We start from the raw sequence: 18,043 nt of genomic DNA on the forward strand, positions 1-18,043 counted from the left end.
CACGATGCCCGAGCTGATCCTCGCCTCGACCTCGATCTATCGCCGGGACCTGCTCGAACGGCTCGGCCTGCCTTTCGCCACCGCCCGACCGGAGGTCGACGAATCCGCCCGGCCGGACGAGGCGCCGCAGGCGCTCGCGGTGCGCCTGGCCAGGGCCAAGGCCGAAGCGGTCGCCGCGACGGCCCCGGCGGCGTGGGTCATCGGCTCGGATCAGGTCGCGGAACTCGACGGCCGGCCGCTGGGCAAACCCGGGACCGTCGAGAACGCCGTCGAGCAACTCCGGTCGATGGCCGCCCGCGAGGTTCGATTCCTGACGGCGCTGTGTCTCGCGGGCCCGGACGGCCGGCGATTCGAGGCGCTCGACATCACCACCGTTCGCTTCCGCGCGCTGGGCGAGGACGAAATCGCGCGCTACGTCGAGCGCGAACGGCCGCTCGACTGCGCCGGCAGCTTCAAGTCCGAGGGCCTCGGCATCGCGCTGTTCGAGGCGATCGAGAATCGCGACCCGACCGCGCTGATCGGTCTGCCGATGATCGCCACGGCACGGTTGCTGCGGGAAGCCGGGTTCGCGGTGCCCTGAGTCGGTCCGCAGGCCGCGTCAACGCAATTCGACCGTTCGCGCCGGCCAATCCTCGACGCTGCCATCGCGGCCGTGCAGGCGCAGACCGATTCGATACTTTCCGGGCGCGCGGGCGCCCAGATCGACCTGTGCACGGAAACCGACGCGCGGCTGCTGCGGGTCGGTGGAACCGCCGTCGCGCCATTTGCGCCAGAAACCGACCACCTCGGGACGCGGCAGGCCGTAGTCCGCCGCGGTCGCGACCTCGCCATCGATCATCACGTCGACCTTCGACAGGCCTGCGCCGTCCTTGAACGCCCACCCCTGCAGCACGAAACGGCGCGGCACGACCGCGCCCGTCTCCGGCGCATCGATCCAGGCCATCGCCGGCGCGACGCAGGGGCCATCGACGCGCGGGCCGGTCAGCGCGAACAGCAGGAACCGCTGACGACCGCGATCAATGTCGAGCACCTTCGGCGGCGGCAGCGGCCCGACCATCGCGCAGAGATCGTGCCAGCGCTGGAGCTGATGTTTGTAGTCGACATCGCCCGCACCGACGACCAGCAGTTGCGGCGCCGCGGCGCCGGAGCGGCCGTCGCTGTGCAGCCCCCACAGGCGCAATTGCGGCGCGCGGCCGTGATGCGCGTTGAGCGGATGATCGAGCACCGCGATGCGCGGGTCGTCCAGCGCGAACCCCAGCTCCGCGCCGATCTTGAAGTTGTCGGCCAACAGCGTCGTCCCGACGGGCATCGTCGCGCGCATCTTCGCGACTTCGCGCGCCAGCATGTCCCAGCCCGCGAAATTCGACGGATACCATTTGCTGTCGGCCATGCGCGCGCGCAACGCGGGCGACGATACCGCGGCGTAATACCCCAGTCCGACGAACAGGCCCAGCGCCGCCAGCGCCCACATCGCGCGACGCATGAAGGCGGGCCAGCGTTCGATCGCCAGCGGCGCCAGCGGCAACAGCGCGAGATAGGCCGGCAGCGGCCAGTGGAAACTCACGCGCTCGCTGTCGGCGAAAAATCCGAGCAGGAAAAAACCCGACAGCACCAGCAGTCCCGCCGATGCGAGATAGCGCCGTCCCGGCGATGACATCGGCGCACGCTGCGCGAATCCCGCGCGCACCAGCGCCCACAGCAGCAACGGGGTGACGAACGCGGCCTGCACCGCAACGAACGCGATGCCATCGGGATGAAACGCCCATGGATGGCGGTCGACGAGCTGGAAGCGCAGGCCGGCGTCGGCATTGTCGAGATTCCACGACAGCAGCGGCAGCCAGGCGAGCGCGCCGATCAGGATCGCCCCCCAGACCCGCGCATCGCGCAGCGCGCGCCGCCCTTCGGGCAGCATCAGCAATGCGACGACCCCGACGCCGATCACCGCGATGAAGCGGTAATGCGTCAGCCCGCCGATCGCCAGCCCCGCGGCGAGCAGCGCGGCCGCGCCCCATCCCACGCCACGCAGCAGCCGGGTGCCGGCATCGAGGCACAGCACCGTGGCCAGGGCCAGCGGCACGTCCGGCAGCGCGAGGACGCCCAGCGTGCCCAACAGCGGCAACAGCACCGTCAGCGAACCTGCCGTCCAGGCCTGCGCCGCACCGGCCTCGCGTCGCGCGATGGCGACGATCCACCACGGCAGCAGCGCGGCGATCGCCAGGAACGGCCAGCGCAGTCCGAACAGATCGTGGCCGCCGAGTTCGACGCCCAACCGCGTGAGCCATGCGGTGAGCCCGGGCAGATCCGAATACGCCCAGGCCGGATGGCGACCTTCCTGCCAGTAGAACGCTTCGTCCACGAACAGCGGCACCTGCCATGCGAGGACGCATTTGCACAGTGTCGCCGCCGCCCAGAGCGCGATGAAGGTCCGCTTCGCCGAATCCGCCTGCTGTTTCAATCCGTACTCTCGCTACACTGCCGTGATGATCATTCGATCCATGCCTTTCGGATGCATGCCTGTCGGATGCATCCCTGCCGGGTGCATGCCCGTTCGAACCCTGACCGCTCCGGAGAATCCCTTGACGCCCCACCGCGAGTCCCGCACATGCTAAACGACCGACTGCACGACGCCCTCAAACGCGCCCAGGCGCAGGTCAACCAGTTGGTGCTGGGCAAGCCGCACGAGGTGCGCCTGGCCTTCGTCGGACTGCTTTCGGACGGACACGTGCTGATCGAAGATCTGCCGGGGCTGGGCAAGACCACGCTGGCGCATGCGCTGGCGGCGACCCTGGGCCTCGGCTTCCAGCGCGTGCAGTTCACCTCCGACCTGCTGCCCTCGGACATCGTCGGCGTCTCGGTCTTCGACGCCCAGGCCCGCAGTTTCCAGTTCCATCCCGGCCCGGTCTTCGCGCAGGTGCTGCTGGCGGACGAGATCAACCGCGCGCCGCCGCGCACCCAGAGCGCGCTGCTGGAAGCGATGGCCGAACACCAGGTCACCGTCGACGGGGTCACCCATCCGCTGCCGGACCCGTTCTTCGTCATCGCCACCCAGAACCCGGTGGATCTGTCCGGCACCTATCCCCTGCCCGACTCGCAGCTCGACCGCTTCCTGCTGCGCCTGCACCTGGGCTATCCGCCCGAGGATGCCGAACGCGCGCTGCTCGCCGGCAGCGATCGCCGGGACCTGATCGCGCGCAGCGAAGCGGTGCTGAGCGCCGACGACGTGCGCGCACTGCGCAAGGCCGTGAGCGAAGTGCACGCCAGCGACGCGCTGGTGGCCTATGTGCAGACCCTGCTCGCGCGCAGCCGCCACCATCCGGGCGTGCGCGTGGGCCTGTCGCCGCGCGCGGGGCTGGCGCTGCTGCGCGCGGCGCGCGCGCATGCGCTGCTGCTCGGTCGCGCGCATGCGCTGCCCGAAGACGTGCAGACGCTGTTCATTTCGGTCGCGGCGCATCGCCTGGTGCCCGATGCCGACAGCGGCGACGGCGCGACGCTGGCGAAGTCGATCCTCCACGCGGTTCCCGTGGACTGACGCGCACGATGAGCGACGCCGGAGGCGCGCTGGGCGGCAGGATCGAACGTCGCGTCGCGCGATGGGTCCGGCCGCGCGCGCCGGAACCGCTGCCGGTGCAGTTCGACCGTCGGCGCATCTACGTGCTGCCGACCGGCTTCGGTCTGTTCTTCGCCGCGCTGATCGCGGCGATGCTGCTGGGCGCGCTGAACTACAACAACAATCCGGCGCTGATGCTGGCGCTGCTGCTGGCCGGCGCCGCGCACACCGGGCTGTTCGCGGCGCATCTGCAGTTGTCGGGGCTGCGGGTCGTGTCGATCGGCGCCGATCCGGTCGGCGCGGGCAGGCCGCTGCAATTGCGCATCCACGTTCGCGCCGACCCCGGCCGTGAGCGCCGCGGCCTGCGCATCGCCTGTGGCGGACACGCCACCTTCTTTTCGCTGCAGCAGGGCTCGGGCGAAGCGACGATCGAACTGCCCACCGAGCGCCGCGGCTGGCTGGAACCGGAACGTCTGCGCATCTCAACCACGCGACCGCTCGGCCTGGTGGTGGCGTGGAGCTATGTCTGGCCCGAGCGGCCGCTGCTGGTCTATCCAGCGCCGGAAACGCAAGGGCCGCCGCTGCCCGAAGGCGGCGGCGATCGCGCGATCGCGCGCATGCATCCCGCGGGCGACGACGTGCATCACCTGCGCAGCTACCGCCGCGGCGATTCGCGCCGCGCCATCGCGTGGAAACCCTCCGCGCGTCGCGACGAATTGCTGGTGCGCGAATACGAGCAACCGCTGGGCGCGGACATCGATCTGGACTGGCGCGCGCTCGCCGCCCTGCCCTACGAGGCCCGCATCCGCCGGCTGGCGCGCTGGGTCGACGAGGCCGAACGCGACGGCCGCCGTTACCGCCTGATCCTGCCCGGACAACCGGCGCTGGGGCCGGCGCAGGGTGCGGCCCACCGCCACGCCTGCCTGAAGGCGCTGGCGCTGATGCCGGAGGCGCGCGGCCATGGCTGAAGACGCCCTGCCGCTGGAACCGGTCGCGCGCCGCTGGTCCCTGGCCGCGGCGGCGACCTGCCTGCTGCCGTTGCTGCTGCAGGTGCCCGGCACCCTGGCGCTGGGCATCGCTGCGGTCGCCATCGCCATTCCGCTGCTCGCCCGCGAAGGCCGCGCCCCCGGCTGGCTGCGGCTGGTGCTGATCCTCGCACTGCTGGGCACGGTGATGACCCTCTACGGCTTCCGCTTCGGCCGCGACACCGGCTGTGCGCTGCTGGCGACCATGCTCGCGCTCAAGCCCGTGGAGATGCGCACCCTGCGCGATGCCCGCAGCCTGCTGGGATTCGCGCTGTTCGCGCCGTTCGCGACCTTCCTGCTGGACCAGGGGCCGCGCACGCTGGTGCTCGGCCTGCTCGCCGCGCTGGCGGTGCTGGCGACGCTGCTGAAGCTGTCGGAAGTCGAGGTCGGCGATGTCGCGCCGGGTGGGCGGCCGTGGCGGCGGTTCGTCGCGGTCGCGAGGATGATCGCGATCGGCCTGCCGCTGGCGATGGGCGTGTTCTGGCTGTTCCCGCGGTTTTCGTCGCCGCTGTGGGGCGTGCCCGAGCGTGCGCTCACCCGGCCCGGGTTGTCGGACCGGATGTCGCCGGGCGACTGGATCGACCTGGTCGCCGACGACAGCCCGGCACTGCGCGCGACCTTCTTCGGCGAGGCGCCGCCGCAGTCGCAGATGTACTGGCGCGGCCCCGTGCTGTGGGATTTCGACGGCCGCAGCTGGACCGCGGTGGAGTGGTCGTGGGGCATCGGCGACGGCGAAGCCGTGCCCGGGCCGAAACGCTACGCCTACGAACTCGAGATCGAACCCACCGACCGCAATCAGCTGGTAGCGCTGGAATTGCCGCTCGCCGCACCGCCGGGCGCGCGCCTCCACAAGGATTTCAGCCTGCGCAGCCGGCAACCGCTGACCGCGGTCACCCGCTGGAGGATGACCTCCGCGCCGCAGACCCGCCTCGAACGCGATCTGCATCCGTCGCTGCGCAAGCTCGCCCTGCGCCTGCCGCCGGGCTACAACCCGCGCACGCTGTCATTGGCGCAGCGCTGGCGCCAGGAAGCGGGGCCATCGAACCGCACGAACGACACCGCCATCGTCAAGCGCGCGCTGGACTGGGTGCGCACCGATTTCGCCTACACCCTCGATACGCCGCTGCTGGGCCGGCACAGCGTCGACGAATTCCTCTTCGACCAGCAGGCCGGCTTCTGCGAACACTTCAGCAGCGCGTTCGTGGTGCTGATGCGGGCCTCCGGCATTCCCGCGCGGGTGGTGACCGGCTACGTCGGCGGCTATCGCAATCCGGTCGGCGGCTACTGGCTGGTGCGCCGTTCCGATGCCCACGCCTGGGCCGAGGTCTGGCTGGAGGGTCGCGGCTGGGTTCGCGTGGACCCCACCGCCGCGGTGGCGCCCGAGCGCATCTACGACACCATCGACGATCGGCGTCCAGGCGCGCTGGGCGGCTTTTCCGGCCTCGCCCCGGTGTTCGATGTCGGCGACTGGCTGCGTCGGGGCTGGAACGACTTCGTGCTCGGCTACAACGCCGCCCGTCAGCGCAAGCTGCTGGAAGCCTTCGGCGTGCCCGACCTGGATTCGGCGCGGCTGATCCAGCTGTTCGTGATCGCGACCGTCCTCGCGCTGGCCGGCATGCTCTGGCTCACCACCCGCCAGGAGCGCGAGAAAGATCCGGTGCTGCGCGCCTGGCGACGGCTGGAGCGTCGCTATCGGCGGCTCGGGCTGGGCCGCGAACCGCACGAGCCGGCCGGCATCTGGTCGGCGCGGGTGGCTGTGGCGCGCCCGGATGCGCAAGAATTGCGCAAGCTCAGCGCGCGTTTCGCCGATTGGCGGTACGCTCGCGACCATGGCGGTGTCACCGACGCGGATGGACTCATCCGCGACCTGCGCAGGCACCGCCCCTGAATCCCCTGGAGACCCGCATGCACACACGCACCCTCATCGTCGCCGCATTGGCTGCCGCCCTCGCCGGCTGCGTCACCCAGGCCGTTCCGCTGCGCGGCGAGTTCGCCGCCATTTCCCCGCATCAGGCGATCGAGCAGGACAGCACCGGCAGCGTGGTGCGCTGGGGCGGCCGCATCGTCCGCACCGAACCGCTGGCAGACCGCACCTGCTTCGAAGTGCTCTCCACCCGTCTCGACGCCTCGGGGCGGCCGTACTGGGCCGGCGACGACACCCGCGGCCGCTTCATCGCCTGCCGCGCAGGCTTCTACGATCCGGCCCTGTTCACCGACAAGCGCGAACTCACGATCACCGGTCGCATCGGCGGTTACGAGAACCGCAAGGTCGGTGAGTACGACTACCGATTCCCGCGCGTGGATGCCGACGTGGTCTACCTGTGGCCGGTGCGCGAGCGCGTGGAAGTGATCGCACGGCCGTCGCCGTGGCCGTGGTGGGGCTGGTGGTGAACCGCGGCGCGACTGCGGCATGGATATGCGAACGGCGGCCTCAGGCCGCCGTTCTGCTTTTGCGCCGTCGTGGCAAACGGGCGCTACTTGGCCCCGCTCGGCGTGTGCTTGTCGCGATAGCGGAACGTCAGCCAGAGGCCGACCGCGATCGAGTACGACAGATTCGGGATGAACGCCTTGTCCAGCGTGGTGATCTTCGAGGCCAGCGCGACATAGTTGGTGTAGGCGGCCTGCGACAGGGTGAACGCCGCGATCAGCAGGACCATGCGGATCGGCACCGGCATGCCGAGCTTGAGCGCGATGATCGTGCCCTCGGAGATCAGGATGCCGACCAGGAACGGGAAGATCGCGCCGATCAGGATCATGCCCAGCGGGCTGTCCTGGGAATGGGTCACCAGCATCAGGTCGGCGAAGGTCACGCCCAGCGCCCGAGTGATGAGGAAGGCCAGGAATCCCGTGCAGAACGACATGATCCGCACGTACTGCTCGGCGCCCTCCGAATTCATGATCACCTTGATCGAGATCCAGATCTGGCTGGTGATGACCAGCAGGATCAGCACCTGCTCGATGACGGTGAAGGGGTCCCACTTCATGCTCGACTCGCCACGCGCTGTCCTCGGTTCGCAGCACACCGGCGGGAACATACCACAGCGCCCGCATCGGTTCGGGGGCTGTCGCCCGCCCCAGAGGTCGCGAAACGCGTCCGGGCGCTCATTTCACGACACGCAGATGCGAGGGACGCTTCTTCGGCCCGGGCTTCGGCGTGGGCGCGTCCGGTGGCCGCGGGCGGCGCCAGCGCCGGATCATCAACCAGCCGAACAACATCCCGCCGAGATGCGCGAAATGCGCCTCGCCGGTGTCCAGCCCGCTGAAGGCCAGCAGCAACTGCGCCACCGCGAAAATCGCGACCAGCGTCCGCGCCTTGATCATCACCGGCAGGAACAGCAGGCCGACGCGGTGGTTCGGGAATTCCATCGCATAGCCGGCGAGCAGGCCGAAAACGCCGCCCGAAGCGCCCAGCGAGGTGTACAGCCAGCCGTTCTGGGCCAGCATCAGCGTGGCCACGGCCACCTGACACAGGCCGGCGCCGACCACGCAGACAGTGTAGAAAACGAGAAAGCGGCGGCTGCCCCAGAACGATTCGAGTTCCGCTCCGAACATCAGCAGGCAGATGAGGTTCATCGCGATGTGCAGCGGATCGCCATGCATGAAGGCATAGGTCACCAACTGCCACGGCATGAACGAGGCCGTCGGCGAGAACGGATCGTCGTCCAGCGCGATCGGCCAGAGCTTGAGCGGCGCGAGATAGTCGTTCGGCAGAAGCAGCTGCAGCACGTACACCAGCACGTTCGCCAGCAGCAATGCCTTGGTGACGGGGGGCAATCGGGAGAGCATCCTTGATCCTCGGGGGGAAGAATCGCGTCCAGGACGCAACGACTATGATACCGGGATGATCGCACTGCCCGTCCTGTCCGCCGACGATTTTTCGCGCGCCCCCGACGCGCTCGCCGACGCGCTGAGCGGATGCGGCGCCTGTCGCATTCTGGGCTGGCCCGATCCATCGCTGCGCTGCGAGCTGCGCGGCGACCTGAAACGGCTGCAGGCCGCAGGCGCACTGTCGCGAGCGGCGGTGGGCCGCAGCGACGGACGCGCGCTGCGCGACGACATCCGCGGCGACGCGACCCTGTGGCTGGACGATCCGCGCTGCGGGGCACCGGCACGGGCATTCCTCGCGCGAATGGACGAAGTCCGCATCGCGCTCAATCGCACGCTGTACCTCGGCCTGTCGGAATGCGAGGCGCACTACGCCGCCTACCCGCCCGGCGGCGGCTATGCGCGGCATCGCGACCGTTTCCGCGACAGCGATGCGCGCGTAGTCTCCTGGGTCAGCTATCTCAACGACGACGATTGGCACGACGACGACGGCGGGGCGCTGCGATTGCATCTGCACGATGGCGCGGGGGATGTGTCGCCGGCCGGAGGCAGCATCTGTTTCATGAGCGAACTCGAACACGAAGTGCTGCCGTCGATGCGCGAGCGGCTGAGCATCGCCTGCTGGATGCGGCGACGCGAACGCGATCCGTCCTGACGATGCAGAACGCGGGCGATCAGGCGCCGCCCCAGACCTCTTCGTCCACCGATTTCGTACGACGTTTCGCCCGCACTCGGCCGCGTTCGTCGATCTTCACGCCCTCTCGGCGCAAACGTTTCAACTGTTCCTCGCGCTGGGTCGACCCCTGCGGAAACGCGCTCTGGCCATCGGAACGCAACACGCGATGCCACGGCAGCGCCGGATCGTCGTTCTGCGACAGCAGGCGCGCGACCATGCGGGCCCGCCCGGGCAGGCCCGCGCGCTGCGCGACGACCCCGTAGGCCGCGGTTTCGCCGCGCGGAATCGCGCGGATCGCGGCGAGGATGCGATCGGCGGCAGACAGGTCGGTCATGGATCGGTAGCATAATGCAACGCAATTCCCCCGAGTCCGGCACCATGCAGAATTTCGAACAGATCCGCAGCCACCTCGCTTCCGGCGACTTCCGGATCACGATGCAGGAGCCCTACGTGCTCTGCGTCGAACTCTCGCTCGATCAGGGCCGTCGCCATCAGGCGATCTTCCTCTCGGAACTGGAAGACGACGACGGCCGGACCTATCTGCGCGTCAGCACGGTGATCGCACCGACCACCGGCATCGACTGCCGCCGCGCGCTGGCCTTCAACTGGGAAAGCCGCGTCGGCTATCTCGCCATCGGCGAACTCGACCGCGTCCCGTACCTGCAATTGTGCGAAAACCGCCCGTACGACAGTCTCAACCCGTCGGAAGTCGATCGTCTGATCCTGGAGATCGGCGGCATGGGCGACCAGTTGGAGCGGGCGCTCTCCGCCGGCGGCGATCTGCTGTAACGTCGAACACTGTCCAGATGGCGCGCGCGGTAGAGCGGGCTTCAGCCCGCTGCGCATCTCGATCAACGCGATGAGCGGGCTGAAGCCCGCTCTACCTCGAAACAAGAAAAAGCCCCGGCATGCCGGGGCTTTTTCGTTGCGCGATCGCGGCCCGCATCAGGTCCAGCCGAACGCCTCCATCAGCCTGAACAGCAGGTAGGCGATGCCGCCGGCGGCCGGGATGGTCAGGATCCAGGCCCAGATGATCCGCTCGATCACGGTGATCTTCAGCGCGCGCGGATTCTTGCCGAAGCCCACGCCCATGATCGCGGTGGAGATGCTGTGCGTGGTCGAGACCGGCATGCCGAAATGCGCCGCGGTGACGAGGATCGTGGCCGACGCGGTTTCCGCGGCGAAGCCGTCGATCGGCTGCAGCTTCACCATCTTGTGACCGAGCGTCTTGATGATCTTCCAACCGCCCGCGGCGGTACCGGCGGCCATGACGATCGCGCAGGTGAACACGATCCACTTGTCGATGTCCTGCTCGCCGCCGTCCGGATGCAGGAACGCGGCCCAGGCAGGCAGATTGTCCAGCGTGCCCGCGGCCTGCGCACCGAAGATCGTCAGCGCGATGATGCCCATGGTCTTCTGCGCATCGTTGCTGCCGTGCGCGAACCCCATGTAGGCCGCCGACGCGAGCTGCGCCTTGCCGAAGATCGCATTGACCCAGCGCGGACGCGCGAGGCGTCCCAGCTTGCCGCCGATCCGGCCCAGACCCCAGATCAACGCGTACAACAGTCCGAGGATCAACACGCCGAGCGTGAAGCCCGCGATCGGCGAACTGATCATCGGCACCACCACTTTCCACAGCAGGCCCTTGTTGCTGGTCCAGCCGCCGTCGCCGATCTTCGACCAGATCAACGCGGCCCAGTCGTTGTGGGCCGCGGACAGCGCCGCGCCGCACAGCCCGCCGATGAGGGCGTGCGAGGACGAGGACGGCAGTCCCCAATACCAGGTGATCAGATTCCAGGTGATGCCGCCGGCCAGCGCGCACAGGATCACCTGCGAAGTCACCATCACCACTTCGGTGTCGATCAGGCCCGACGCGATGGTCTTGGCGACCGCGGTGCCCCAGAACGCGCCGATCAGGTTCATGCCGGCGGCCAGCATGACCGCCTTGCCGGGGCTGAGCACCTTGGTGGCGACCACCGTGGCGATCGAGTTTGCGGTGTCGTGGAAGCCGTTGATGAACTCGAAGATCAGCGCGGCCAGAATCACGACCAGGACGAGAGTGAGCATGTCGACTCCGTCAGCTGTTCTTCAACACGATCTGATAGGCGACGACCCCGGCTTCGCGGCAGCGGTCGATCGCCTTCTCCAGGATCTCGAAGAACTCCTTGAGCAGGAACATCTGCTGGCCATCGAGCTTGCCGGAATAGATATCGCGATAGAGTTCGAGCATCAGCCGGTCGGCTTCGTTCTCCAGCGCACGGAGTTTGTCGTTGAGCACGGTCATCCGATCGATGTTCAGGTGCTTCAGTTCGTGGACCATCTCGACCACGACGCCGGCGGCCTGTTCCAGCATCGCCGCGCGCGGCGCGAAATCGATGCCGTCCAGATGCTGGATCGCCAGCGAATAGCGATCGGCGAACTTCTCGATCTGCTTCGGAATCTTGTACAGCGCCGAGCCCAGGGCCTCGATGTCCTCGCGTTCTATCGGGGTGATGAAGCTGTCGACCAGGGCCTTGCCGATCTTGTCCGAGGCCGCCCGTTCGCGGGTGCGGGCCAGCTTGAAGGCGTCCAAGGCCGGCTGGCGGTCGGGCGCCTTCATCATCGAATGGAGGGCCTTGGCGCTCTCGTGGGCGGCCGCGGCGGCTTCGTCGAGCAGGCTGTAGAACTGCTGGCCGGAGCCGAAGATGGTTTGCAGGGAGAACATGGGCGAACGCCTCGATGACAATGATGTGAACAGCGTAAGTCCGAATTGTGACTTGAACATGACAAGTCGACTGGAATCGTCATTTCAATGACATGCCGTTGTCACGGACAGCCTCGCCTCCAACCTGAACGGAATTCGCCCGCCCCGCCGGGGAGCGGTCATGGCCGCCTGTTATGATCCGGACTCCCCCCCATGTCCTTCCCCGTGACCGTCCCCCCGATGCCCCGCCCGATGCCGGCGCCCCCTGCTTGCCGCCGCCGACGCTGCCAGGGAGACCACCGCCGTGCTTGAGTTGGCGGTCGTCGTCGCCCTGATCCTGCTGAACGGGTTCTTCGCGCTGTCGGAAATGGCGCTGATGACCTCGCGCAAGATGCGACTGAAGCAGATGGGCGAGCACAGCCGGGGGGCGCGCAAGGCGCTGGCCCTGGCGGAACACCCGGACAGCCTGCTGTCGACGGTCCAGATCGGGATCACCCTGATCGGCGTGCTCAACGGCGTCTTCGGCGGCGAAGCCATCGGACTGGCGATCGCCGCGTGGTTCGGCGACATGGTCCCGGCTCTCCACGAATACGCCCGCGCGGTCGGCATCGGGACCGCGGTCACCCTGATCACGGCCGGTTCGGTGATCTTCGGCGAACTGGTGCCCAAGCGGCTGGCGCTGACCAATGCGGAAGGCATCGCCAGCCGGGTCGCGATCCCGCTGGACCTGCTGTCCCGCGCGGCGAAACCCGCGGTCGCCGCGCTGGGCGCGATCAATCGCGGCGTGCTGCGGATGCTCGGCATCCGCGACGACGCCCGCAACGCGATCACCGAAGAGGAAATCCAGCTGCTGGTGAGCGAAAGCCACGAGCAGGGCCTGATCGACGACGACGAACGCAACATGATGCAGCGGGTGATGCGCCTGGGCGACCGCACGGTCGAGAGCATCATGACCCCGCGCACGCGCATCGTCTGGCTGGACGCCAACGCTTCGTTCCAAGAGAACCTGTCCGAGATGCGCGAGACGCCGTATTCGCGCTATCCGGTGTACCGCGGCAGCGATGCCGACGTGCTCGGCCTGCTGGAAGTCAAATCGCTGCTCGATCGTCTGGAAGAACGCGCGCCCGACCTGTTCAAGACCCTGCGTCCGGCGCTGTTCGTCTCCGAGTCCACGCATGCGCTGAAATTGCTGGAGATCTTCCGCGAAGAGCAGCAGTCGCTGGCGCTGGTGGTGGACGAATACGGCGAAATCACCGGCATGGTCACGGTGAACGACCTGATGGGCGCGGTCGTCGGCCGCCTGCAGTCGGGCGAGACCCCGGATGCGGAAGCGCTGGTGCTGGAGCGGGCCGACGGCTCGCTGCTGGTGGACGGCTCGCTGCCGGTGGACGAACTGCGCGAGATCATCGGCCAGCGTCTGCCGAATGTCGACGACCACGATTACCACACCGCCGCCGGCATGGTGATCGCCTACTACGGGCGCATTCCCAATACCGGCGAAGTCTTCGAATGGGCGGGCTGGCGGATCGAAGTGGTCGATCTTGACGGGCCGCGGATCGACAAACTCCTGATGAGCAGAGTGGAACGCACGGATGCGGACGATGACGCCTGAGACCGACCCCTCGCCGCGAGATCCGGCGGAGCGGAACGTCGACGAGCCGCCATCGGAGGGCCGCATCGAACCGCAGGGCATGCGCGCGGTGATCGACGCGCTGTGCGACGGCGATCCGGACGAACGTCTGCAACTGCGCGAGCTGGTGGGCGATCTGGGGCGCAGCACCTTCGGCGTGCTGCTGTTCATCGCGACGCTGCCGGCGCTGATTCCGATTCCCGGCGTGGCCGGCGCGCTCAGCGGGCCGCTGGTGGTGCTGGTCGGCCTGCATCTGCTGATCCTGCTGCGCAAGCCCTGGCTGCCGGATTTCGTCGCGCGCCGCGGGCCGCAGCGCAGCACCCTGATCCGTTTCGACCGCAATGCCGACCGCTGGCTGCGCTGGCTGGAGAAACTGATCCGCCCGCGGCTGACCGCGATCACCGATCACCCTGCCGCCACCGTCTTCACCGGGCTGCAGCTGGTGTTGCTGGGCATCCTGCTGGCGCTGCCGATCCCGTTCACGAACTATCTGTTCGCAGGGCTGCTGCTGGTGTACGCGCTGGCGCTGCTGGAACGCGACGGCGTGTTGATGCTGATCGCCTGGGCCGCCGGCATCATCGCGATCTATGTCTTCGGCGCGGTGTCGGGCAATCTGGTCGCGATGCTGTGGGCCTGGATCGCGAGCCTGGGATGAGGCCACGTCGCGCGGTCGGCTTCAGCCGACCAGCGCAGTGAAATCGCGCATGTTCATCGGATGGCCCAGCCAATAGCCCTGGGCGAGATCGCAGCCGCGCGTGCGCAACAGATCGCACTGCCCTTCCTTCTCCACGCCCTCGGCGACGACGGTCATGCCCAGCGAATGCGCCATCGCGATGATCGCGGTGGTGAGCGCCAGATCGTCCGGATCGCGCAGCACGTCGGCGATGAAACTGCGGTCGATCTTCACGCCATCCACCGGCACCCGGCGCAGATGGCTGAGACCGGAGAATCCGGTGCCGAAATCGTCCAGCCAGACCTTGATGCCGACTTCGCGCAGGCTCGACAGGATCCGGCGCGCCTGCTCCTCGTCGCCGAGCACCGCGGTCTCGGTCAATTCGACATGCATCAAGTGCGGCGGCAGGCCGCTGTCGGCCAGCGCCGCCATCACCTGCTCGCGGAAATCGCCGCTGCGCAACTGGCGCGCGGAGATGTTGACCGACACGAACAGCTCGTCGGCGCCGTCGTGACGCCAGCGCATGGCATCCTTGCAGGCGGCCCGGATCACGGCCGGACCGATCGTCTCGATCAGCCCGCTCTGCTCGGCGACATCGATGAACACCGACGGCGCGACCTGGCCGTGCACCGGATGCTGCCAGCGCAGCAGCGCTTCGGCGCCGAGCAGGGTCTTGTCGGACACGCGGTAGATCGGCTGGTAGGCGAGCGTGAGTTCGCCGCGCTCCCAGGCGCCACGCAGATCCTGTTCGATGCGCACGCGGCGGCTGACCGCCTGATCCATCGCCCGGCTGTAGAAACGGTAGCAATTCTTGCCCGCGACCTTCGCCTGATACATCGCGATGTCGCCGTTCTTCATCAACATGGTCGCGCCGGACGCGTCTTCCGGGAACAGGGTCACGCCGATGGAGGTGCCGAGGAAGACCTGACGGTCCTGGACCACGATCGGCCGGCTCAGCTCGGCGACCAGGGTTTCGGCCAGATGCGCGGCGCTGGCGCGCACATCGACATGATCGCCCTCGGCGTACAGCAGGATCACGAATTCGTCGCCGCCGAAGCGCGCGAGTTCGCTGGCGTCGCCGCCGGCGCGCTGCACCGCCTCGCGGATGCGGTTGGCGAACTGGATCAGCACTTCGTCGCCGACGTCGTGGCCGAGGGTGTCGTTCACCCGCTTGAAATCGTCGATGTCGGCGAACAGCAGCGCGAGCTGGCGGCCCGCGCCGCGCAACTGCATCAGACGATGATCGAGCGTTTCGCGGAACGCCAGCCGATTCGCGAGCCCGGTCAGGGAATCGGTGTAGGCCATTCGGCGCATGTCGCGATCGTGGCGCTCGATGCTGTCGGCCATGCGCGCGAAGGCGCGGACCAGCGTACCGACTTCGTCCCTGCGGCCGTTCACGGGCAGCTCGGTCGAGAAATTGCCGGCCTCGATCTCGCGCGCGGCCTGCGACAACTGACGGATCGGGCGCACCAGCGCGCGCTGCAGCAGCATCGCCACCAGCACCGCCAGCGACACCAGCATCAGCAGCAGCAGACCGATCCATGCGAGATGACGGTTGCCCAGTTCGCGCAGGCGTTCGGCGATCTCGTGATTGACGTGCGCTTCTTCGGTGCGGATCTTGCCCAGCGAATACCCGACGCGCACGCCGCCGAGCCGCTGGTCGCCGATCAGGATCGGGTTCGAGACATCGATGACCTCGTCGGTGCTCAGCACGCGCGGGCCGTCGGCGGAGACGATGCGCTGCGCCAGCGGATCGGCCATGCGCTGGCCGAAGGTCGGAATGTCGCCGGACCCGTCGTGGAGGATGCTGCCCTTGGCATCGTAGACCAGCACGTAACTCACGTCCGGCTGGCGCAGGATGCTGCGGGTGGTGGCGCCGATGGCGTCGAGGTCGAAGTAGTAGACCGGATTCACCAGCAGGTCCGCCGCCTGCGAGACCTGCGATTCGCCGCGCTGACGCAGGCGGTCGTAGACCAGCACCCGGGTCGCATCCTGACTGAGCTTCAGCACTTCGGCCTGGGTGGCGGTCTGTCGCTGCCAGATCATGGCGATGACGCCGAGCATGACCACCAGGGTCAGCCCGATCAGCACCATGAACTTGGCCTGCAGGCCCTCGAAGAATTTCATTCGACGTCCGCCCTCACTTCGGCCACGCCGCTGCGGAGGCGATCCAGCACTCCGCGGGTGTCGGCGTCGATCGGCATGAAGCGGGTGGTCCGGAAGAAATACCGCAAGGCTTCGGCCGCCTGCGGATCTCCGGCGGCCTGCATCAGCACTTCGCGCAGCCGCGCCTGGACCTTCGGATCGAGATCGCCGCGCACCATCTCCAACGCGCGCGGCACCGGTTCGGTGGTGTGGATGATCTCCAGGTCCTTGCGATAGGACACCGGCAGCCGGGCGGGATTATTCCAGTCCAGCGCGCTCATCGTGCCGGCATCCACCAGACGCTTGTGGACCCAGGCGCCGATGTTCAGTTCGGAGCGCGCGAACACGTAGCCCACGGTGCCGCCCGATGGTTTGTCCATCGGCGACAGCAGCAGGCTGAGCGACATCCGCCGGCGCAGCAGTTCGATCGCCGGCACGAAATAGGCGCTGGTCGAGGCGTTGTTCTGGAAGGCGACGCTGCGTCCGCGCAGATCTTCGAGCGCCTTGAGCCCGCTGTCGCGACGCACGAAGAACACCGTGCGGTAGCTGCTGACCCCGTCGCGCTCGGTCAGCAGCATCGGCTGAGCGCCGCCGCGCTGCTGCAGCAGCATGGCGGTACCGGCGGTCTCGGTGACCCAGTCGACCTGGCCGCGGCGGAGGTAGCTGGCCATCTGCTGGGCGTCGCGGGCCATCAGCACCCGGCCTTCGCGGATCCCCACGTCGGCCATCCGCGGCACCACGTAATCGAGCAGCGGCTTGAGCTGTTCGTAGTGGATCTTCGGGTCGTCGCTGATGCGCCCCAGGACAAGAATGTGACGCTGACCGTCAGCGGCTGCCGCGGTCGGCACGCGTCCGACCAGCGCAGCCAGACCGCAGAGAATCGCCAGGAGCGCGATCAGGGAAGCATTCGGGCGGGACACGATCAGCCCTTCACGGACGCCGGGCGCAGGCCGGCAACATCCGCGGAGCCCTCGAACGGCATGCGCCGGTCAAACCCTCGGCGGCGGCGAAATCCGGCCCTCGGCGATGTCCGCCATGCGCTTGGCATCGGCCAGCAACCCCCGCAAAAGCCGGACATCGCGGGCATCGAGGTCGGCGCGCAGGAACAGGCGCCGGAACTTGCGCATCGCCGCTGCCGGAGTCCGGCCCTTGTGGAAATCGATCGCATCCAGGGTATCCGCCAATTGCGAGAAGAAACCTTCGAGTTCGGTGTGGGTCGCCGGAGGTTCGCTGCGAACCTCGCGTTGCCGGAGCCCCCCGGGGGGCGCTTCCGCAGGCGTCGCCGCATCCTTCAGCAGCCCAACACGCAATTCGTATGCCAAGACCTGGACGGCTGCGGCCAGATTCAGCGAACTGTATTCGGGATTGGCCGGGATATGCACGGCCGCGTGGCACAACTGCAGTTCCTCGTTCTCCAGCCCGGTCCGCTCGCGGCCGAACACCAGCGCCACTTCGCCGCCGGCTTCGGCCGCCTCGATGCCGCGCAGCGCCGCCACCCGCGGATGCAGCTCTTCCAGGGCGATTCGACGGCTGCGCGCGGTGCAGCCCAGCACCAGCCGGCAATCGGCCACGGCTTCGGCCAGCGTGTCGACCCGCACGGCAGCCTCGAGCACGTCGACGGCGCCTGCGGCCAGCGCGATGGCGTCCGGATGGGGGAAGCGCTCCGGCGCGACCAGCACCAGCCGCGAGAGCCCCATGGTCTTCATCGCGCGGGCGGCCGAGCCGATGTTGCCGGGATGCTGGGTGCCGACCAGCACGATGCGCAGGCGGTCGACGGCGGAGGACGGGGGCGTGGAGGCGGAAGACATGGCGCCAATGTTAAACTCCCACGCCGGCCCC

At 68.3% G+C, this 18,043-nt stretch carries 18 protein-coding genes; 9 read left to right on the top strand and 9 right to left on the bottom strand.

Annotation, left to right across the window (positions count from 1 at the left end):
- Positions 1-4 precede the first annotated feature (4 nt).
- The gene (locus tag ABD974_RS01325) at positions 5-580 is read left to right on the top strand and encodes a Maf family protein (RefSeq protein WP_345301466.1); all 576 of its coding nucleotides are present in this window, start codon (positions 5-7) and stop codon (positions 578-580) included.
- 18 nt (positions 581-598) lie between these two features.
- Here ABD974_RS01325 and ABD974_RS01330 read toward each other — a convergent pair whose 3' ends face one another.
- Positions 599-2,455, bottom strand: a complete 1,857-nt coding sequence (locus tag ABD974_RS01330; protein WP_345301467.1) for an ArnT family glycosyltransferase — start codon at positions 2,453-2,455, stop codon at positions 599-601.
- Between the two features lie 147 nt (positions 2,456-2,602).
- Between ABD974_RS01330 and ABD974_RS01335 the strand changes: the two genes are divergently transcribed.
- The 4 genes from ABD974_RS01335 to ABD974_RS01350 are packed head-to-tail and all read left to right on the top strand — an operon-like array spanning position 2,603 to position 6,963.
- Positions 2,603-3,529: an AAA family ATPase gene (locus ABD974_RS01335; protein WP_345301468.1), complete on the top strand. Its 927-nt coding sequence runs from the start codon at positions 2,603-2,605 to the stop codon at positions 3,527-3,529.
- Positions 3,530-3,537: 8 nt separating this feature from the next.
- A complete protein-coding gene (locus tag ABD974_RS01340; protein ID WP_345301469.1) occupies positions 3,538-4,515 on the top strand; it encodes a DUF58 domain-containing protein in 978 nt (325 codons plus the stop codon).
- Entirely contained in the window at positions 4,508-6,460 is a 1,953-nt protein-coding gene (locus tag ABD974_RS01345; RefSeq protein WP_345301470.1) for a transglutaminase TgpA family protein, read from the top strand. Before ABD974_RS01340 ends, ABD974_RS01345 begins: the two co-directional genes overlap by 8 nt.
- A gap of 17 nt (positions 6,461-6,477) precedes the next feature.
- Positions 6,478-6,963, top strand: a complete 486-nt coding sequence (locus tag ABD974_RS01350; protein WP_345301471.1) for a Slp family lipoprotein — start codon at positions 6,478-6,480, stop codon at positions 6,961-6,963.
- An 83-nt stretch (positions 6,964-7,046) separates the two neighbouring features.
- Here the strand turns inward: ABD974_RS01350 and ABD974_RS01355 are convergent, their stop codons facing one another.
- Both ABD974_RS01355 and ABD974_RS01360 read right to left on the bottom strand, forming a co-directional pair.
- Entirely contained in the window at positions 7,047-7,556 is a 510-nt protein-coding gene (locus tag ABD974_RS01355; RefSeq protein ID WP_345301472.1) for a hypothetical protein, read from the bottom strand.
- Positions 7,557-7,674: 118 nt separating this feature from the next.
- Entirely contained in the window at positions 7,675-8,358 is a 684-nt protein-coding gene (locus ABD974_RS01360) for a rhomboid family intramembrane serine protease (RefSeq protein ID WP_345301473.1), read from the bottom strand.
- A gap of 55 nt (positions 8,359-8,413) precedes the next feature.
- On the opposite strand from ABD974_RS01360, the gene ABD974_RS01365 reads away from it, so the two are divergent.
- The gene (locus ABD974_RS01365; RefSeq protein WP_345301474.1) at positions 8,414-9,052 is read left to right on the top strand and encodes a 2OG-Fe(II) oxygenase; all 639 of its coding nucleotides are present in this window, start codon (positions 8,414-8,416) and stop codon (positions 9,050-9,052) included.
- A 19-nt stretch (positions 9,053-9,071) separates the two neighbouring features.
- Here ABD974_RS01365 and ABD974_RS01370 read toward each other — a convergent pair whose 3' ends face one another.
- Positions 9,072-9,407: an MGMT family protein gene (locus ABD974_RS01370; RefSeq protein WP_345301475.1), complete on the bottom strand. Its 336-nt coding sequence runs from the start codon at positions 9,405-9,407 to the stop codon at positions 9,072-9,074.
- Positions 9,408-9,421: 14 nt separating this feature from the next.
- Between ABD974_RS01370 and ABD974_RS01375 the strand changes: the two genes are divergently transcribed.
- Positions 9,422-9,862 (top strand): hypothetical protein, encoded by a 441-nt coding sequence (locus tag ABD974_RS01375; protein WP_345301476.1) that lies wholly within the window; start codon positions 9,422-9,424, stop codon positions 9,860-9,862.
- 156 nt (positions 9,863-10,018) lie between these two features.
- Here ABD974_RS01375 and ABD974_RS01380 read toward each other — a convergent pair whose 3' ends face one another.
- Complete coding sequence (locus tag ABD974_RS01380; protein ID WP_345301477.1) at positions 10,019-11,140, bottom strand: inorganic phosphate transporter; 1,122 nt, start codon at positions 11,138-11,140, stop codon at positions 10,019-10,021.
- Positions 11,141-11,150: 10 nt separating this feature from the next.
- The gene (locus tag ABD974_RS01385) at positions 11,151-11,777 is read right to left on the bottom strand and encodes a DUF47 domain-containing protein (RefSeq protein WP_345301478.1); all 627 of its coding nucleotides are present in this window, start codon (positions 11,775-11,777) and stop codon (positions 11,151-11,153) included.
- A 283-nt stretch (positions 11,778-12,060) separates the two neighbouring features.
- Between ABD974_RS01385 and ABD974_RS01390 the strand changes: the two genes are divergently transcribed.
- Together ABD974_RS01390 and ABD974_RS01395 are read left to right on the top strand one after the other, a co-directional pair.
- A complete protein-coding gene (locus tag ABD974_RS01390) occupies positions 12,061-13,368 on the top strand; it encodes a hemolysin family protein (protein ID WP_345301479.1) in 1,308 nt (435 codons plus the stop codon).
- Positions 13,358-14,041 (top strand): exopolysaccharide biosynthesis protein, encoded by a 684-nt coding sequence (locus ABD974_RS01395; RefSeq protein ID WP_345301480.1) that lies wholly within the window; start codon positions 13,358-13,360, stop codon positions 14,039-14,041. Before ABD974_RS01390 ends, ABD974_RS01395 begins: the two co-directional genes overlap by 11 nt.
- 21 nt (positions 14,042-14,062) lie before the next feature.
- Here ABD974_RS01395 and ABD974_RS01400 read toward each other — a convergent pair whose 3' ends face one another.
- The 3 genes from ABD974_RS01400 to ABD974_RS01410 form a co-directional block, all read right to left on the bottom strand.
- On the bottom strand, positions 14,063-16,186 hold the full coding sequence (locus ABD974_RS01400; RefSeq protein ID WP_345301481.1) for a putative bifunctional diguanylate cyclase/phosphodiesterase: 2,124 nt from the start codon (positions 16,184-16,186) through the stop codon (positions 14,063-14,065).
- Positions 16,183-17,124 carry a phosphate/phosphite/phosphonate ABC transporter substrate-binding protein gene (locus tag ABD974_RS01405; protein WP_425562608.1) on the bottom strand — a complete coding sequence of 314 codons (942 nt, stop codon included), beginning with the start codon at positions 17,122-17,124 and terminating at the stop codon, positions 16,183-16,185. The genes ABD974_RS01400 and ABD974_RS01405 overlap by 4 nt, the downstream gene beginning before the upstream one ends.
- 69 nt (positions 17,125-17,193) lie before the next feature.
- Entirely contained in the window at positions 17,194-18,012 is an 819-nt protein-coding gene (locus ABD974_RS01410) for an RNA methyltransferase (RefSeq protein WP_345301937.1), read from the bottom strand.
- Positions 18,013-18,043 lie beyond the last annotated feature (31 nt).

This window comes from Lysobacter hankyongensis (assembly GCF_039543145.1).
Taxonomy (GTDB): domain Bacteria; phylum Pseudomonadota; class Gammaproteobacteria; order Xanthomonadales; family Xanthomonadaceae; genus Lysobacter_I; species Lysobacter_I hankyongensis.

Bases quoted from the DNA above. Each gene is read 5' to 3' on its own strand.
- ABD974_RS01325 (WP_345301466.1), top strand. From the start codon at position 5: ATGCCCGAGCTGATCCTCGCCTCGACCTCGATCTATCGCCGGGACCTG.
- ABD974_RS01335 (WP_345301468.1), top strand. From the start codon at position 2,603: ATGCTAAACGACCGACTGCACGACGCCCTCAAACGCGCCCAGGCGCAG.
- ABD974_RS01340 (WP_345301469.1), top strand. From the start codon at position 3,538: ATGAGCGACGCCGGAGGCGCGCTGGGCGGCAGGATCGAACGTCGCGTC.
- ABD974_RS01345 (WP_345301470.1), top strand. From the start codon at position 4,508: ATGGCTGAAGACGCCCTGCCGCTGGAACCGGTCGCGCGCCGCTGGTCC.
- ABD974_RS01350 (WP_345301471.1), top strand. From the start codon at position 6,478: ATGCACACACGCACCCTCATCGTCGCCGCATTGGCTGCCGCCCTCGCC.
- ABD974_RS01355 (WP_345301472.1), bottom strand. From the start codon at position 7,556: ATGAAGTGGGACCCCTTCACCGTCATCGAGCAGGTGCTGATCCTGCTG.
- ABD974_RS01360 (WP_345301473.1), bottom strand. From the start codon at position 8,358: ATGCTCTCCCGATTGCCCCCCGTCACCAAGGCATTGCTGCTGGCGAAC.
- ABD974_RS01365 (WP_345301474.1), top strand. From the start codon at position 8,414: ATGATCGCACTGCCCGTCCTGTCCGCCGACGATTTTTCGCGCGCCCCC.
- ABD974_RS01370 (WP_345301475.1), bottom strand. From the start codon at position 9,407: ATGACCGACCTGTCTGCCGCCGATCGCATCCTCGCCGCGATCCGCGCG.
- ABD974_RS01375 (WP_345301476.1), top strand. From the start codon at position 9,422: ATGCAACGCAATTCCCCCGAGTCCGGCACCATGCAGAATTTCGAACAG.
- ABD974_RS01380 (WP_345301477.1), bottom strand. From the start codon at position 11,140: ATGCTCACTCTCGTCCTGGTCGTGATTCTGGCCGCGCTGATCTTCGAG.
- ABD974_RS01385 (WP_345301478.1), bottom strand. From the start codon at position 11,777: ATGTTCTCCCTGCAAACCATCTTCGGCTCCGGCCAGCAGTTCTACAGC.
- ABD974_RS01395 (WP_345301480.1), top strand. From the start codon at position 13,358: ATGACGCCTGAGACCGACCCCTCGCCGCGAGATCCGGCGGAGCGGAAC.
- ABD974_RS01400 (WP_345301481.1), bottom strand. From the start codon at position 16,186: ATGAAATTCTTCGAGGGCCTGCAGGCCAAGTTCATGGTGCTGATCGGG.
- ABD974_RS01410 (WP_345301937.1), bottom strand. From the start codon at position 18,012: ATGTCTTCCGCCTCCACGCCCCCGTCCTCCGCCGTCGACCGCCTGCGC.